Source organism: Burkholderia sp. BCC1977 (assembly GCF_905339595.1).
In the GTDB taxonomy this organism is placed as follows: domain Bacteria; phylum Pseudomonadota; class Gammaproteobacteria; order Burkholderiales; family Burkholderiaceae; genus Burkholderia.
On the sequence record NZ_CAJPGQ010000007.1, the window covers coordinates 100,969 to 118,619 of the forward strand.

The following is a 17,651-nucleotide window of genomic DNA, read 5'->3' on the forward strand; positions in this document are numbered from 1 at the left end:
GCCATGCCTGCGCATGATCTCCAGTAGTACCGGTCCGCTGAGCAGGGCGGCTGATTTGTCTTTTGGGGGCGGTACAAGAGCGCTGATGCCATCGGGGAGGCACTTGAACAACATGGCAGAGGAAACACTAGGAAGCGAAAATGCTGTGCAGAGTGAACGTGGCTCCGAGTGGCACCGCTGGGATCCTCACATTCACACGCCAGGTACCGTCCTGAATGACCAGTACAGGGGGGATGATCCTTGGGGCGCATTTCTTTCCAAAGTGGAGACGTGTGACCCCGCGATCCGGGCGCTGGGAATCACCGATTACTTTGGCATCGATCCTTATGAAAAGGTGCTCGAGTTCAAGCGCCAGGGGCGCCTGCCAAACGTCGGTCTACTCTTTCCGAACGTCGAACTGCGCCTCAACATTGAGACGAACCGTGGGGCGGCGCTCAACCTGCATCTCCTCTTCCCACCGGATGAGCCGGATCACTGCGATCGAATCAAGCGTTTCTTGCTCGAATTCGAGTTTCAGTATCAGGGGGAGAACTTCCGCTGTCACCGGGAAGATCTGATCCGCCTAGGGCGGAAGCACAAGCCGGAGCAAACGGATTCAGAGGCTGCCCGCTCCGTTGGCGCGAACCAGTTCAAAGTCAGCCTGGAGCAGTTAAAGGCTGCCTTGGGTAAGCACGAATGGATCAAGCGCAATGCGTTGATCGCCGTCGCTGGTGGACAGAAGGACGGTACCTCCGGCCTGCGGGACTCGACCGATTCCTGGGCCGCGCAGCGCAAAAATATCGAGCAACTGGCCCATATCATCTTCGACTCCAATCCCAGGCAGATCAACTTCTGGCTCGGCCAGGGCGCGCTTTCCGTACGGGAACTGGACGAGCAGTACAACGGCCGGAAACCATGCCTGCATGGATCCGATGCGCATACAACTGACACCGTGGGGGCGCCGGACCAGCAGCGCCGCTGCTGGATCAAGGGCGATCTCTCCTTTGAATCCCTGCGCCAGACCTGTCTGGAGCCGGAGGAGCGGGTATTTGTTGGGCCGGAGCCGCGCCGCGGGTCTTTGCAGAGCCATACTATCGAGTCTTTAATGGTAGTCGGTGCGCCCTGGCTCAAGAAGGCAACGATCCCGCTCAACGCAGGGCTGGTAGCCGTGGTCGGCGCTCGGGGCTCTGGGAAGACAGCACTGGCCGACTTGGTTGCCGCGGGGGGCTACGGCCTTTCGCCGCACCTCAACAAAGAGTCGTTTGTCTTCCGAGCCAAACAGCACCTGGATAACTGTAGGGCGGAGCTAATTTGGGAGAATGGTGAGACGACTGGCAACGAAGTGTCGCACGCAGAGGTCGATGATCTCCTGTACAACTCCCACGTGCAATACCTCTCGCAGCAGTTTGTGAACAAGCTGTGCTCGGCAGAGGACGAGAGCAACCCTCTGAATGCAGAGATCGAGCGAGTCATCTTTAGTGCCCACCCGAGGGACGAGCGTATGGGCACGTCCACGTTTCAGGAAATGCTCGAGCTGAGGCTCGAGGATACGCGTCAGAAGCGTCGGCGCTACCAGGAGACGCTACGCAAGGCCTCCAGTGACCTGACGGAGGAGCGCACCCGAAAAGCGAGCTTGGCGGGGCTGAGCAAAGATCGTGCGGAGAAGGCCAAAGCGATTGAGCAGGACAAGCGCGATCGCAAGTCTTTAATTCCTAAAGGTAACGAGGAGAGAGCTAAGCGACTGGAAGATGTTTCGCAAGCCGCCGAGCAGAAGCGGTTGCAGGTCGAGAGGGCGAAGCGGCGCCATCAGACGCTGCTGAGTCTGAAAGGAGATGTCGAAGATTTCCGCACTCGTCGCGCGCCGGAGCTCTTGGACGAAATGCAGCAAGAGCGCGCCGACACCGGCCTGTCCGAGGTGGAGTGGGGCGCGTTTAAAGTGGACTTCGTGGAGGACGTTGACACGCTGTTGGCGGAGCGGTTGCGCCAGGTGAAGGCGCTGGTGGTCAAGATGCAAGGACCGTCCGATCTCGATCCCGTGTTTGCGGAAGGCGCGGACCCCAATGTGCCTCTCATCCCTGAGGGGGCAGAGCTCCAATTGCAGACCCTCTCATTGCTCGATCGCGAAGTTGCCCGCCTGAACCTGCTCGTCGGCGCCGACAAGACGAAGGTTAAGCGCTATTCGGCTCTGACCGACAAGATTACCAAGGCGGAAAGCGCTTTGGCTAAGCTCGACGAGCAAATCAAACGTGCCCAAGAGGCGGATTCCAAGATTCGCGACCTGGTTCAACTGCGCCGGACCGCGTACGCGGGGGTGTTCGAGGCAATCGTCGAGGAAGAGCAAGAGCTCAAGAAGCTCTACGCTCCGATTCAACAGAGAATCGCGGCCGACACCGGCTCAATGGGGCGACTGGCCTTCACGGTCAAGCGCAATGTCAACATCGAAGGCTGGTGCGAGGCCGGCGAAGACTTGCTCGATCTGCGTACCGGCCCGTTCCGTGGGCGTGGCCAGGTCCTGCAGGCTGCGAAGGGGATGTTGATGTCTGCCTGGCAGACCGGGTCATCAGGCGAAGCGGCTACCGCGTTGCTCGAGTTCGTGAAGGCAAACGAAGAAAACCTGCGGGCGCATCAGCCGGATAACTTCGAGTTCCGCGAATGGGCCCGTCGCATCTCCGACTGGCTTTATAGCACTGAACACATCACCGTTGGCTACAGTCTTCAGTACGACGAGGTCGAGATCGAGCAACTCTCGCCAGGAACGCGCGGGATCGTGCTCCTGCTGTTGTACCTGTCGATCGATGCGGAAGACGACCGGCCGCTCATCATCGACCAACCGGAGGAGAACCTGGACCCTCAGTCGATATTTGAGGAACTCGTGACCCGATTTCGCGAGGCCAGGAAGCGGCGGCAAATCATCATTGTGACGCACAACGCAAACCTCGTTGTGAACACCGACGCTGATCAGGTCATTGTTGCCTCCTGCGGCCGACATAGACTCGGGCAACTGCCCGAGATCGACTACGAGTGTGGCGGTCTGGAGAACCCGCGTATCCGTCGCCGGGTCTGCGAGATTTTGGAGGGCGGAGAACGGGCGTTTAAGGAGCGGGCTCGGCGTTTGCGCGTCGCGCTCTAGTCAGTGAGCAAAGACAAGCCCAGCTAACGATTCGGAAACGCATATTCCTGTGTCCTTCTGCAAGTCACAGTTTCCGTGGTGCTGGACAGCAAAAGGATTTGCTTTGCGATGGCCGCTCTTTCGGCTGCTTTCGCCGCCGCCAAGTTCGGTCGTTGGATCTAAATTGGAAATGGGAGTGGCATGACCCGAGACCCGCGGCTCACAGCTTTGCGCGACGCGCTCTTTGAGCACGAGATTTTCACGGCAGGCGCACTTCAATGTCCGCATGTGAGCGTGCAGGCGATTGGCCTGCATGAAGCGACGTGGAATTTCACTCCGACCGAACTCGAAGACGAACTCGCTCGTATGGGGACGCTGGGGTGGGTCTCTGGTAACCCTATTGGTTATTGGTATGCGACTGAAATCGGCCAGATTGCACGCGAGCAGCGTTGGCAGGAGCTTGGGCGCAGGCATCCATCACTGAGCGATCCGTGTTCGGCCGTTGATGACCTCATTCTTGGGCTCGTGCACAGCGAAGCAGCCGAATTTCCGGAGTTTTTACCTGGCACGCAGCGACTGCCGGAGCGCGTGCTATCCGTTTATCTAGCGCACATTGACCCTCCCCGGCGCGAGCATGCTATCGACGCGCTCCTCTCTGCAGGGCTGGTTGTGCGGGGTCCCGATTATGACAACCCGGGAGAATCGGCGCTCTTCACCACTCGAGATGGGGCTATCGCATATGCGCGAACCGTCGTGCCACGCCTCGGACTCTGTCCGCCAGCGACTCTGCTCTCGCGCAGCGAAGAACGGGGCCTACCGTTTGGCGGGCTCGGACTCGAGCCACTTGCCGCCGAAAATTTGGCATTCCGTTGGGAGGAAGCGCAGCGCTGCATGCATGCGTGTGCATGGTTGGCCTCGGCTGTGCTATACGGCTCTATGCTCGAGCTAGTTCTCGTCGACTGGTTGTCGCGCGATGAACAGAAGGCGACAGCGGCAATCCGGGCGCCCAAGAATCCGAAGACCGGTGTCGTTCTTCCCCTTGAGAAATGGTCGGCGGAGAAATTGATCGACGTCGCGGCGGAACTCAATCTGCTGGGCAATGGTATCGAAAAGTACGCTCAAGGCCTGCGCGGCACGCGCAATCTAATCCATCCGGCCAAACAAATCCACGAGCGTAGCGAACTCGATACGCACGTCGCGCAAATCGCCCAGCTCACGGTGCGCGCGGTGATCGAAGCGCTCGCAAGTGCAACTCGCGACAGCGTGACCGCGCCCGCGACGGCGGGCCTGCAACATTGACCTCGATCGGCTATTTGTGCCGCGAAAATTGGTCCGGCATCAAGACGATACGAGACAACACGACAAATTGGACCACGTGAATCAAGCCGAGCATGAGTGACGACGATACTGGCGCCGCGCCGATAGAAATCGACAAAGTCCGAGCATCAAAGGCGGGCCATGCCTTTCATGAAGCTTGGGCTGCGCGCACAGCCCTTGAACTCTTGCCGCCGTCGACCGATCTTACCGCTATCACGCTTGAGGGTTTCGATGAACAAGACGAGCAGAGCTTGGGAGCCGGCGCGGTTGAAATTGCCGATCTTGTCCGGTACCACGGTGCCGCGGATCTTGCCCGGGCACATCGAGTCGCAGTGGTTCAGTTCAAGTACTCGATCGCAAGCGCCGAAACACCAGTTCGAGCTGCTGACTTAGCATCAACTCTCGCCAAGTTTGCCGCGGCCGATGCCGAGTTTCGTGCGACCCACGGCGATGACCGCATTATCGCCGTTGTGCGGTATGAGTTTGCCACCAACAGACCTATTCACGAGAACTTGGGGAAGGCGATCGCAGCGGTTGTCTCGGGAATTCAAGAAACGGGTGATGTAGGCCGCCAAGCAGGCCAGATCGTACAAGCCCTGAAAGACTATCCCCATCCCTGTGCTGACCTGCTGCGGAGATTGGAATTGGTCGGCAGTAAGGGAAGCTTGACCGAATCGGAGCGTGCGGTTTCAACAACGCTCGCCGCATGGAGCGAACCAAGCGATCCGGACGCGGAGAAACGCCTGCTCAAGTTGCGGAATCTCATCAGGATCAAGGCTGGTCCCGGTAGCGAGAGGGACAAACGAATTGATCGGGTAGCAGTCTTGGCAGAGTTGGAGGTGGAGCACGAGGATCGTTTGTATCCAACGCCCGACGCGTTCCCGGCGGTTGAGGTAGTCATTCAGCGCGATGCTCTTGAAGACATTGCAATGCTCGCCCGCGAAACTGGTTTTCCTCTCGTCGTCCATGCTGCAGGCGGGATGGGTAAGACAGTCTTGATGCAAGGCCTCGCCGATCGATTGCGAACTGATGGCCCCGTCGTGCTTTTCGATGGCTTCGGCGCCGGTCGCTGGCGAGATCCAGCTGACGGTCGGCACCTTCCGGAAAGGACGCTCGTCCACCTTGCCAACCTCATGGCCGGGCAAGGTCTGTGCGACATTTTATTGCCAGTGGCGGACGTTACGGGCTTGCTGAGGGCGTTCCGCCGACGGCTCGCCCAATCGGTCGAGACTGCGCGGCGAACGCGCAGCGATGCATGTGTTTCACTGGTGCTCGATGCGATTGACCATGCCGGGCTTGCCGCACAGGAAACTGCGACATCGTCATTCGCACACCTTCTCATTCGCAGCATCAGCGTCGATCCGATCGATGGTGTTCGCATCATCGCATCATGCCGGACTGAAAGGCTCACGCTGGCAACCGGCGATACCTCGCATCGTCTTTTCGCAGTTCCATTGTTCACTGACGCGGAAGTACGTGCCCTCGTCGGGGGGCGTGTTCCGGACGCCTCGGCCGACGAGATCGCCGCTCTGCTGACTCGATCGGGTCGCAACCCACGCTGCCTCGACAACCTGATCACGGCCGGGCGACCGTTTGATCCCGTGGCTTTTCCCGACGCCCAGGAAGAGCCGCAAGATCTGCTCGACGTGCTGCTTCGCAAGCGTCTCGACGAAGCGCGCGAAACTGCACGTGCTCGCGGTGCAAGCGATGCGGACATTGATCTCCTGCTCACAGGCATCGCCTTGCTGGTGCCCCCAGTTCCCATTGAAGAGCTTGCGGCAGCACACGGCCTGATCGCGGAGCAGGTTGAAAGCTTTGCGGCCGACCTTGCCCCCTTGCTTGAACGAACGTCACACGGCCTGATGTTCCGCGATGAACCGACCGAGATCTTGATCCGATCGAACTACGGCGCGAGCCAGGCAGGTCGAGATCGCGTTATCGCCGCTCTCCAGGAACGCCAGCTCACTTCAAGCTATGCGGCCCGGGCCTTGCCAGCGTTACTCACCTCGCTACGGGATGCCGACCAACTCATCCAACTGGCCTACGATCTGCGTGTTCCACGGGGTGCTTCACAAGTAAGCGCGCGCGACATCCGCTTATCGCGGATTACTGCTGCGATAGCGCTGGCGGGAGAGCTGAAGCGGCGCGACGACCTTTTGCGCCTGTTACTGGAAGCGTCGCTTGTTGCCGCTGGGCATGAGCGATCCGACCGATTCCTATACGAGCATCCCGATCTCGTTGCTGTGGCGCGTGACCCGGAAGCCCTACGACGGCTTTCCGCGACCAATGTCGGTTGGCCTGGGGGAAAACACGCAGCTCTTGCGCTTGCGAACGCCTTCGCAGGTGACCGAGACGAGGCCCGTCGGCACGCTCGGCGATCAATCGATTGGCACAATTGGGCAGCGCAGACCAAACACAGCTCACGTTTCAACGATTCGACTACCTCAAAGCAATGGGACGATATTGGCTTTGCCTATGTCGAGATGCTGGCGGGCAATGACGTGCGTGTTGCGGAGTTCTTCGCCCGTCGAACCGAGAGTGCGGCATTCGCCAAGTTTCAGGACTTGTTCGACCTTCTGGATCGACACCAGCATTCGCCGCATCCGCCCAAAATGCGCGTCCCAACACGGTTGTTGCGTTGCCGGCTGCAATCTCGAGCACTCTACGCCTCTGGCCTTCCATTCGTCGGTCGCGACCCATCCCATGCCAGGAGGCTTGTCCAGGCGCTTGCGGCAGTATCTTCGGAGAATGGCAAAAACGAAGGCTTGGCGATGGCCAGCGTGCTGGCGTCGGCGCTCGCGATTGAGCTTGGCTTGGAGAGAGAAGCAGCAACCATCCTCGCCGGAGCTGCACTTAAGTCGCCGAGCATCTATGACTACTCAAGTCACTATCCAGTCGACCCCTCGATTCATGTGACCGTGCTGGCCGCCGGTGTTCGTGCCGCCTTGAGTCGGAAGCGCGCCAGCTTGATCGACATATCGCCATCCGAATTTATCAGGTTGGTGCCTGCGGGTGCGCGGTCGCGGGGAGCTGCGACCTTCCTCCGGGTACTTAACCAGAAGCTGGCGGACCAAAAGTTCGATGGAACTCGACACCGCCGAAAGCGGCGCAATGGCCTCGATGAGGAAAAGCGGTCGGACTATTCACGCACGCTTAGCAACCGGATATTGCCACTGCTGAACTACGCGCAGGATGTCGCCGACATCATTCGCCCACCCCGTGGAAAGGTGCGAAGCGAGATGCTGACCGCGGCCTTTGACAGACTTGTTCGCGATGTCGAGCAGTCACCCAACTATCCGTATCGCGATGGAAAAGCGTATCTCGCACGTACCGGTTTCCGAGTGATTTTCGATCTCGCCGACGGGTTAGGTGTGCTCAATGCCACGCTTGCGAAGCGGATGGTCGAGTGGGTGGCGAGCGCTCCGGGCCTGTTCACGCCGGAACATACCAATACGGTCGCACGACTGTCGCGGATCCCCGAATGTCACGATGCTGCGCTCCTCCTCGCCGGCCATATCGAGCGCAAGATCCAGCTCGATACCGATGTCGGAACCAGGGTCTCGTCCTACGGTGCACTTGCTCGCGCAGTCTGGCGAGTCAGCACTGAAGAGGCAGCGGCCTATTTCCGCCGAGCGCTCGATCTTACGGAGGCAATTGGATCAGACGATTTCGATCGTACCAACCACTTGCTCGAGCTGACGGGGCACTATTCCGGCCCCGAACTTTCTCCGGCGGCAGCGCACACCCTGGCGCGTATCCTCGAATTGAATCAGAACGAGGACGGCAAATTCCCCTGGACTGAATATGCCCAAGCGATGGTGCCGACTGCTGGGCGGGCGACGTTGGCAATGCTCGCGCGGCTAGACGATCGTGACGCAGCCCGGCTTGGACTATCACTCGGTCCAGCATTAACTGCTCTCGTTTGTGATTCGAAGCTCTCAGTTGAAGCCGCTGTCGCTCTGTTTGGCCTGGCGGCTCCCATCGAAACTTGGACGTGGCATATCTCGGGCTTCGCGTCCGAGATTATTGGCCACCTGCCTCAAGAGAAACGAGAATGGTTTTTCGATCTGCTCCTGGTCGAGATTGATCGCGTGGATCACCTGTCTCCCACGAGGGAGACGATCGAAGGGCTACATGACCTCGCTGAGCGAACTCTTCCTGCCTTTGCCCGAGCTCGAACACGAATCGCGGGCCTGCTCGCTCGCCTTGGGCCCAAATCCGAATCGCAAACGCTCATTTCCCACTCGACCGCGACAGAGCCTCCGGCTGTCTTCCCGGTGGACCTCGCGGACCCAGATGACATCGACCGTCGGATACTCGATGAGGAGATTGACCAGTCGGGACGGCGCTGGCCCGTTCGGACGCTGATCGATTTGGCCAGGCAAGCAAACACTCTCGCCGAGCGCCTAGGGTTCGTCCGCGCGGTCGTTGAAGCAACGGCTGCCACACTCGCTGACAAAATCCGAGCGCTGGACGATTACTTGGAGGAGTGGGGTAAGTCGTCGGCGGCGATGCGCGACGTTCTGCCTGGCTTGGGGTTACGCCTGGCGACGAAACACGCTGCCGAGCTCGCCAGTTCAAGCACTGACGCATGGGGCGGCTGGCGCGGTCTGGAGCAATATTTTCATGCCGACCGCGCAACCCTTGTCGAGCACGTAGTTGCCGCGCTCCGGAGCACCGCGGATAGCCTTGGCGGGAATGCCTGGCTTGCGCTTGCGGCGAGACTGGCGCCTGATGTCAATGCCAGCGCAATTGCGGAGGGTCTCGAGCGGTTTCTGGAGAATACAGGCGAAAAGCTTCCATCTGAAGTTGGAGACGGGCCATGGGACGCTCGCTTTGCGGTTCCAGAGGATGAGGCGACATTCGTGGCGGGGCTCGTGTGGGCGAGGCTTGGTCATCCCGTTGCTGCAATGCGCTGGCGCGCTGCCCATGCGGTAAGGCGCTTGGCGGCGGCCGGGCGTTTCGATGTGGTTGAAAAACTGATCGAGCGCTTTGATTCTGTCCGGAGTTTGCCTTTCGGCGATGCAAAGCTGCCTTTCTACGTCATGCATGCGCAGCTTTGGCTATTGATAGCCCTTGCTCGCGTAGCGAAGGACGGCGCTCCCGTATTAGCTCACCATCGCGCATTCTTCGAGCGAATCGCCTTTTCCGCTGAGTTTCCGCACGTCGTCATGCGTGCGTTCGCGATAGACATACTCCGCGAGCTTGCGCGGTCGCTGGTATCCGAGGACTGCGAGGCTCTCATCGCCAAGCTTGCCTCGGCAAACCGGTCACCTTATCCAAATGCTCCCCGAAGCGACTATCGCGAACTCTGCTACGCCCCCAGGCCCGACGCCTCGCCACGACCAGACGATGGCTTTCACCTCGACTATGACTTCAACAGAAATCAGGTCGAGCGCTTGTGCCGTGTCTTCGGTTGTCCAGGCTGGGAGGTGGAAGACAGCATCGGCGCATGGGTGCGGCGGTGGGACGCAAAGGTTCGAGCGATGCATGATTGTCCACGCAGCGGGAGCTATGACGAATCTTGGTCGTCGGGATACGTTCCTGACCGAGATCCGTATGGGGGATATCTCGGCTGGCATGCACTCATGCTTGTTGCCGGTGAACTGCTGGCCACACGGGCGGTTGTTGGTGAGGACTGGGGCGGCGACGCTTGGGTCGCGTTCCTCAGGGAATACACGCTCTCACGAGACGACGGTCTCTGGCTTGCCGATCTTACCGATCCGTTTCCGCTCGACCTTACCAAGGAAGCGGCCATGCCCATGCCGGAGAGCGGTGAGAGCGGGACCGTGCGCGAAGATAGTAATCTGCTGGCACCTTTACTGGGTCTGGTGGACGGCAAGATAGTGAAGGATTGGCTTCCCGTTACGGGACGTTGGTCGATTGGGCGAGACACAGGCGTCACGCTTCAAAGCGTTCTGGCGAATGCCATCGATGCGCGAGCGGTGGTCATGACGTTGTTCTCAGAGAAAGCATTTTTTAGATGGTTGCCCGACGATGAAGATGAAATTGTCCGGAATTTTGGCAGCGACGGTCATACGGTTCAGCCATGGGTCGCAAAGACACCGAACACAGAGCGCCAGCTCGATCGCCACGATCCCTATGGTACGTCCACCGCACTCGACAGGCCTTTCCCATTGGCTTGGACACGAGACCTGTTGGGGACAGTCGCAGGTGATGATGTGATACGCCACTGGTCTGTGGACGGGGTACAAGCATATCGCGCCGAAGCCTGGGGAGCTGAGGGCGGACGGGGTGAGTACGCATGGAGTGAAACCGGCTACCGGTTGCTCGTTACGCGCAGCGCATTGTATTCGCTGCTGAAGCTGTCTGGGCGCAGTCTTGTCGTCGCGCTCAAGCTACAGAAATATCACAGGGGGAAGTCGAGCGGACGCAGTGGGGACACCAGCGCCTTTACGCATCGATCGCTGGTGGTCGTCATAAACGAACGCGGCGAGATTTGGTCACCGCGGCACCTCTCTCGACAAGCCAAAGACGCGGTTGCGACGCTCGATCCCGATCGACGGCGTGATTTTTATCCGCGGTTCCGCGCGATCGCCGGCCTGCCGGACGAATGGCTATCTCGGCACAACGCGCTACCGAATTACGGAGAGTTATATAGAATATTCATCAAACGCCTATCGCCCGAATAGGGCAGTGGCGGGCTCACTCCTCAATCGAACCCGCTTGAGCAGGGCGGGTTTCCGCAGGTGGAAATCCAGCTTCGAGATGCCGCCGCGAGGGAGCTTGTTTGCGCTGCTCGATCGACGCTTCCACCTTTTTGCGCCGGACTACAGTTGTGACGGTATCGAGGACCGCGTTCGAACAAGCCTGACGGTATCAGCGACGGTATCGCGCTAACGAATCGTCCGGAGACACCGGTGTCTGTGATTTTTGAAACAAGAGCGGGCTTGGGTTCTCCGGTGCTGTTCGACGAAAGCTGTTAAGTGCTGGGCGGGATTTTCGGTATCGCTGACGGTATCGACGCCGCATGACTGCGCGGAAACGCCGCTCCCACAAGGCTCCAGCCACTGGATTGACAATCGAGTGGGAGTGAGCTTCGGCATCGAGGTGTGCCTCGATGACTGATGGCGGCATCGGATGATGCGGACGCCCGGCAGGGATGACCTGCCGGGCGTTGTTGTTTGTGCGAGCGGCGGCTGTGATTCGCTTGTCGCCGGAGCGCGGTGCTCTCGGCGCCGTCATGCCCGAGCCGGGCGCCGAGGTGCGTGGCAGCCCGGTCGCCGCAGGCCGAGCAAGCGCGGCCTTCGATGCGGCGCGAGTCGATGCCACGTGCTTTCCCGATCCTGCTCAGTCTTTCGCGCCACCGCGATAACGAAGGTGAATGAGCGGATAGGGCGGCCCTTGTCCATCGAGCGCCGATCGCCGCAGCCGGCCGCCGCATGATCCGGCTGTCGCGAAACGGCGATTTCGGCGGGATGACGAACACCGATCGGTCCGGGCGAAAATAAAAAAACGGGGCCGGACATCGTCCGCGCAAACCGCACCAAATCCGCGTGGAGCCTGCTGCGACGCAGCACAGCGGCAAGTCGCGGCGATCAGCACGCATGCGCGCCGATTCGGCCCCTAAAAACACAATATCGAGCAACCCTTCGAAGGGCCTGTCATACGCACGTCACCCTGCTAGAATTCGGCTGCCGCATTTGTTCCGATTGACTGATGAGACTGCTTGACGCACTGGTCGAACAACGCATTGCCGCCGCCGCCGCGCGGGGCGAGTTCGACGATTTGCCGGGTACCGGCGCGCCGCAGGCGCTGGATGACGACCTGCTCGTACCCGAGGAGGTGCGGGTGGCCAACCGTATCCTGAAGAATGCGGGCTTCGTGCCGCCGGCCGTCGAGCAACTGCGCGCGCTGCGCAACCTGCAGGACGAGTTGCAGGCGGTCAGCGACCGTGCCGCGCGCTGCCGGCTGCAGGCGAAGATCCTCGCCCTCGACATGGCGCTCGAATCGCTGCGCGGCGGCCCGATGGTGATGCCGCGCGACTATTGCCGGCGCATCGCGGAACGTCTGTGCGAGCGCGGGCTCGACGACGTGTCCGCCGAAGCGGGGCCGATGTGAGCGCCGACGCGCTGCACGATGCGGCCGCCGGATCGGCTGCCGCCCCTGATTCTCCCGTTCCCGAAGCCGCGCCCGTGTCGGCGCGCGACCTGCATTTCATGCGGCTCGCGCAGGCCGCCGCCGAAGAGGCACGCGCGGCCGGCGAAGTGCCGGTCGGCGCGGTGCTCGTGCGCGGCGACGAAGTGATCGCGCGCGGCTTCAACCATCCGATCGGCGGGCACGACCCGTCGGCCCACGCGGAAATGGCCGCGCTGCGCATGGCCGCGCAGCATCTGCAGAATTACCGGATGCCCGGCTGCGAGCTGTACGTGACGCTCGAGCCGTGCCTGATGTGTGCGGGCGCGATCATGCACGCCCGCATCGCGCGGGTCGTCTACGGCGCCGCCGACCCGAAGACGGGTGCGTGCGGCAGCGTGATCGACGCGTTCGCGAATCCGCAGCTCAACCACCATACCGACGTGACGGGCGGCGTGCTCGCCGACGAGTGCGGTGCCGCGCTGAAGTCGTTCTTCGCGGAACGCCGCCGTGCGCTGCGTGAAGCACGGCTCGCCCGCGACGCCGAATCCGGCGCGCCATAAGCCCCCGCCGCGCCCGTCGCCCGGAGCGGGGCGGGCTCCATGGTTCCGTGAACCGGAGACGGTTCGGACCCTCTAAGCAGGTTTGACGACCCCGATACCTTTCGCCATGTCCTTTCAGCCCGCCGCGTCCTACACCATCCGCCTGCTGGCGCCGTCCGGTTATCCGCACGATCCCGACGCGATCAATCGCGCGCTCGAGCGCCTGAGCGGCGCGCAGCATCGCATCGAGAACCTCGAGGCGACGCAGCGCCGCTTTCAGCGATTCGGCGGCACCGACGGCGAGCGGGCGGGCGACCTGAACCGCCTGGCGGATCCCGAGCGCGCGCTGCCGGACGTCGCGCTCGCGGTGCGCGGCGGCTACGGCGCCGCGCGCATCCTGCACGGGCTCGATTATCGCGGGCTCGAACGCCGCCTGCGCGACCAGCCGATCGCGCTCGTCGGTCACAGCGATTTCACCGCGATCCAGCTCGCGCTGTACGCGAAGGCGCGTATCAAGACCTTCGGCGGGCCGATGCTGTCGGCCGACTTCGGCGCGGAAACGCCGAGCGACTTCACGATGCAGCACTTCTGGAAGACGCTGTCGCAGCCGACCACGACGATCGTCACCGAGGCGCCGCAAGTGCAGAGCGTCAACGTGACGGGCACGCTGTGGGGCGGCAACCTCGCGATCCTCACGTCGCTCGTCGGCACGCCGTACATGCCCGACATCGAGGGCGGCATCCTGTTCATCGAGGACGTCAACGAGCAGCCGTTCCGGATCGAACGAATGATCTACCAGCTGCACCTGTCGGGGGTGCTCGCGCGCCAGCAGGCGCTCGTGCTCGGGCAGTTCACGGGCGCGCGGCCGTTCGAGTACGACAACGGCTACGACATGCAGGCGATGATCGACCAGGTGCGCGCGGTGATCGGCATCCCGGTCGTCACGGGGCTGCAGTTCGGTCACGTGCCCGACCTGCTGACGCTGCCGTTCGGCGCGCAGGCGCAACTCGTCGCGAATGCGCACGGGTTCCGGCTCACGCTGTCGGACTATCCGCATCTCGGCTGAGCCGGGCGGGCATCCTGTAAAGGCGGGGTTTCCCGCCTTTTTCTTTAGGTAAATGCGCAACTAACGGTCAGAAATTTTCATCACCATCGATCGGGTTGGCGTCATGGTATGCACCATTTTTGTCAACAAAATGGCCGGAAGGGTATACACCATGAGCCGCCATGGACAAGCGCAAGAGGCTTGCCATGTATGGATTTAGCGCGCCGTGCACCGGTTTGCTACAGGGATGTGCACGCCGATTGTGCGCACTTCAGGAAAAGAATTGTTGACAATCTTTATGTCCGTCCTAGGATGAGGACCATCACGCGATGCAGAACATGAACGACTCCGATACCCATCCGTCCGGCGTTGCCGGCCCCGAAGCGATCGCCGAGCGGATCCGCACCGCGATCCTCGAGCATCGGCTCGCGCCCGGCGCGAAGCTGACGGAGGCGCAGCTCTGCGACGTGTTCGGCGTGAAGCGCGGGACGATCCGCCAGGCGCTCTCGCAGCTCGCGGCCGACAAGCTGGTCGAGCTCGAGCCGAACCGCGGTGCGTTCGTCGCGAGTCCGACGCTGCAGGATGTGCACGAGGTGTTCGAGATGCGCCGGATCATCGAGCTGGCCGTCGTCGAGCGGCTCGCGACCGGGCCGGGCGCGAAGCGGCTGAAGGGCGTCGCCGCGCTGATCGACAAGGAACGCAAGGCGTTCGAGCGGCACGACTTCGCGGCGTGGATCCGCCTGTCGGGCGAATTTCATACGGCGCTCGCGGCGCTGACGGGCAATGCGACGCTCTGCGAGTGCCTCGACGGGCTCGTCGCACGCTCGACGCTGATGTCGGCACTGTACGAATCGCACGGACGCAGCCCGTGCTCGTGCGACGACCACGACGAGATACTGACCGCGCTGGAAGCGGGCGATTCGAAGCGGGCGGTGACGCTGATGGCGCACCACCTGCAGCATGTCGAACTGAAGATGCTGGACCGGCCCGCGCAAGGGCAGGTCGATTTGCGCGAAGTGTTCGGCGGCGCCTGAGCGGCGACGCGAACCCGGCCGCGCGCCACACGACGAGAGCAATGCAGGCCGGCGGTTTGCGCCGCCGGCCGCCAGTCCGACTCCGGCCGACGATCCGGAGCGATATCGATGACGGTGGAGCGGCTGTCCGGCCGCGTCAAGGAGAAGTCATGGCTCAGTTCAGTGTGGCGCACGACAGCGCGTATCCGGCGGAAGAAGGCGGCGAGGGCAGTGGCCCGGCGTTGCCGGACGGTTACAGTCAACGTTTGTATAACGAAGATTTGGCACCCCTAAAGAACCAGACGTGGGGTTCGTACAATATCTTCGCGTTCTGGATGTCGGACGTGCACAGCGTCGGCGGCTACGTGTTCGCGGGCAGCCTGTTCGCGCTCGGGCTGACGAGCTGGCAGGTGCTGATCGCGCTGATCGTCGGCATCACGATCGTGAACCGGCTGTGCAACCTGATCGCGCGGCCGAGCCAGCAGATCGGCGTGCCGTATCCGGTCGCGTGCCGCGCGACCTTCGGCGTGCTCGGCGCGAACGTGCCGGCCGTGATCCGCGGGCTGATCGCGATCGCATGGTACGGCATCCAGACCTATCTCGCGTCCAGCGCGCTCGTGATCGTCGTGCTGAAGTTCTTTCCGCAATGGCTGCCGTACGCGGACGTCCATCGCTACGGCTTCCTCGGGCTGTCGGCGGTCGGCTGGGCCGGCTTCATGCTGCTGTGGGTGCTGCAGGCGCTCGTGTTCTGGAACGGGATGGAGACGATCAAGAAGTTCATCGACTTCGCGGGTCCGGCCGTCTACGTCGTGATGTTCATCCTGGCCGGCTACATGGTGTGGCGCGAGGGCTGGCGCAACATCGGCCTCAACCTCGGCGGCGTCAAGTATCACGGTGCGGAAGTGATTCCGGTGATGATCACGGCCGTGTCGCTCGTCGTGTCGTACTTCTCCGGGCCGATGCTCAATTTCGGCGACTTCTCGCGCTACTGCCGCTCATTCGGCGACGTGAAGCGCGGCAACTTCTGGGGGCTGCCGGTCAACTTCCTCGCGTTCTCGCTCGTCACGGTGATCACCACCGCCGCGACGTTGCCGGTGTTCGGTGAACTGATCACCGATCCGGTCGAGACGGTCGGCCGCATCGATCATCCGACCGCGGTGATCCTCGGCGCGCTGACCTTCACGATCGCGACGATCGGCATCAACATCGTCGCGAACTTCGTGTCGCCCGCATTCGACTTCTCGAACGTCGCGCCGCGGCTGATCAGCTGGCGCGCGGGCGGGATGCTCGCGGCCGTCGCATCGATCTTCATCACGCCGTGGAACCTGTTCAACAACCCGGCGGTGATTCACTACACGCTCGACGTGCTCGGTGCGTTCATCGGCCCGCTGTACGGCGTGCTGATTGCCGACTTCTACCTCGTCAAGCGCGGCCGGCTCGTGCGCGACGACCTGTACACGATGTCGGAGCGCGGCACCTACTGGTACACGGGCGGCGTGAACCGCCGCGCGCTTGCCGCGCTGCTGCCGGCCGCGGTGATCGCCGTCGTCTGCGTGATGGTGCCGGGCTGGCAGGCCGCCGCGAATTTCTCATGGTTCATCGGCGCGGGGCTCGCCTTCGTGTTCTACCGGCTGCTGGTGAGCACGAAGGCCTGAGGAGCGTGCGATGAAGATCAAGCTGATCAACCCGAACACGACACAGCGGATGACCGACGCGATGGGCCGCTGCGCGCGTGAAGTCGCGGCGGCAGGCACGGAGATCGTCGCGGTGAGCCCGCCGATGGGGCCGCCGTCGATCGAAGGCTATTACGACGAAGCGCTCGCGACGCCAGGGCTGCTCGCCGAGATCGCGCAGGGCGAGCGCGACGGCTGCGACGCATACGTGATCGCGTGTTTCGGCGACCCCGGCCTCCATGCGGCGCGCGAGGTCGCGCGCGGGCCGGTGCTCGGGATCGCCGAGGCGGCGATGCATGCGGCGAGCGTGCTCGCGCCGGGCTTCTCGGTCGTCACGACGCTCGCGCGCACCTGCGGGATGGCGTGGCATCTCGCCGAGCGCTACGGGATGAAGCGGTTCTGCCGCAACGTGCGGGCGACCGATGTCGCCGTGCTCGAGCTCGACCGGCCCGGTTCGGCCGCGCGGCGGATCATCGTCGACGAATGCCGGCGCGCGCTCGACGAGGACGGCGCCGACGCGATCGTGCTCGGCTGCGCCGGGATGGCCGAATTCGCGCACGAGATCGAGCAGCAGATCGGTGCGCCGGTGGTGGAAGGCGTCACGGCGGCCGTCAAGTGGGCCGAGGCGCTCGTCGCGCTGCGCCTCGCGACCGCGAAGCGCGGCGACTATGCGCGGCCGCTGCCGAAGCGCTACGACGGCGAATTCGAGCGTTTCAGCCCGCCGGGCGACGCGCCGGCGGCCGTGCCGGCTGCCGCGACGGCGCGCAGCGGGATCGGCGCCCAGGAACCGGTCCCGAATTTGCCGCAACCGCACATACACGCCGTGTGACATGCACTATCTGCGCCGCTGTATGGGCGCGTATGAACGTTTTCGCT

At 62.3% G+C, this 17,651-nt stretch carries 9 protein-coding genes; all 9 read left to right on the forward strand.

Annotated features, from left to right (window positions below; genetic code table 11):
* Positions 1 to 112: 112 nt before the first annotated feature.
* The 9 genes from U5771_RS08640 to U5771_RS08680 all read left to right on the forward strand — a co-directional run bounded on the left by U5771_RS08640 (position 113) and on the right by U5771_RS08680 (position 17,604).
* The gene (locus U5771_RS08640; protein WP_322023648.1) at positions 113 to 3,109 is read left to right on the forward strand and encodes a TrlF family AAA-like ATPase; all 2,997 of its coding nucleotides are present in this window, start codon (positions 113 to 115) and stop codon (positions 3,107 to 3,109) included.
* A 180-nt stretch (positions 3,110 to 3,289) separates the two neighbouring features.
* A complete protein-coding gene (locus tag U5771_RS08645; RefSeq protein ID WP_322023576.1) occupies positions 3,290 to 4,387 on the forward strand; it encodes a hypothetical protein in 1,098 nt (365 codons plus the stop codon).
* A 92-nt stretch (positions 4,388 to 4,479) separates the two neighbouring features.
* The gene (locus tag U5771_RS08650; RefSeq protein ID WP_322023577.1) at positions 4,480 to 11,058 is read left to right on the forward strand and encodes a hypothetical protein; all 6,579 of its coding nucleotides are present in this window, start codon (positions 4,480 to 4,482) and stop codon (positions 11,056 to 11,058) included.
* Positions 11,059 to 12,085: 1,027 nt separating this feature from the next.
* Positions 12,086 to 12,487, forward strand: coding sequence for a DnaJ family domain-containing protein (locus tag U5771_RS08655; RefSeq protein WP_014896765.1), 402 nt, complete (start codon positions 12,086 to 12,088; stop codon positions 12,485 to 12,487).
* The gene (gene tadA, locus U5771_RS08660) at positions 12,484 to 13,065 is read left to right on the forward strand and encodes a tRNA adenosine(34) deaminase TadA (RefSeq protein WP_322023578.1); all 582 of its coding nucleotides are present in this window, start codon (positions 12,484 to 12,486) and stop codon (positions 13,063 to 13,065) included. Before U5771_RS08655 ends, tadA begins: the two co-directional genes overlap by 4 nt.
* A 106-nt stretch (positions 13,066 to 13,171) precedes the next feature.
* Positions 13,172 to 14,110 carry a muramoyltetrapeptide carboxypeptidase gene (ldcA, locus tag U5771_RS08665; RefSeq protein WP_322023579.1) on the forward strand — a complete coding sequence of 313 codons (939 nt, stop codon included), beginning with the start codon at positions 13,172 to 13,174 and terminating at the stop codon, positions 14,108 to 14,110.
* Positions 14,111 to 14,418: 308 nt separating this feature from the next.
* Entirely contained in the window at positions 14,419 to 15,123 is a 705-nt protein-coding gene (locus U5771_RS08670; RefSeq protein WP_322023580.1) for a GntR family transcriptional regulator, read from the forward strand.
* A 149-nt stretch (positions 15,124 to 15,272) separates the two neighbouring features.
* Positions 15,273 to 16,757: an NCS1 family nucleobase:cation symporter-1 gene (locus tag U5771_RS08675; protein ID WP_322023581.1), complete on the forward strand. Its 1,485-nt coding sequence runs from the start codon at positions 15,273 to 15,275 to the stop codon at positions 16,755 to 16,757.
* Between the two features lie 10 nt (positions 16,758 to 16,767).
* On the forward strand, positions 16,768 to 17,604 hold the full coding sequence (locus U5771_RS08680) for an aspartate/glutamate racemase family protein (protein WP_322023582.1): 837 nt from the start codon (positions 16,768 to 16,770) through the stop codon (positions 17,602 to 17,604).
* Positions 17,605 to 17,651 lie beyond the last annotated feature (47 nt).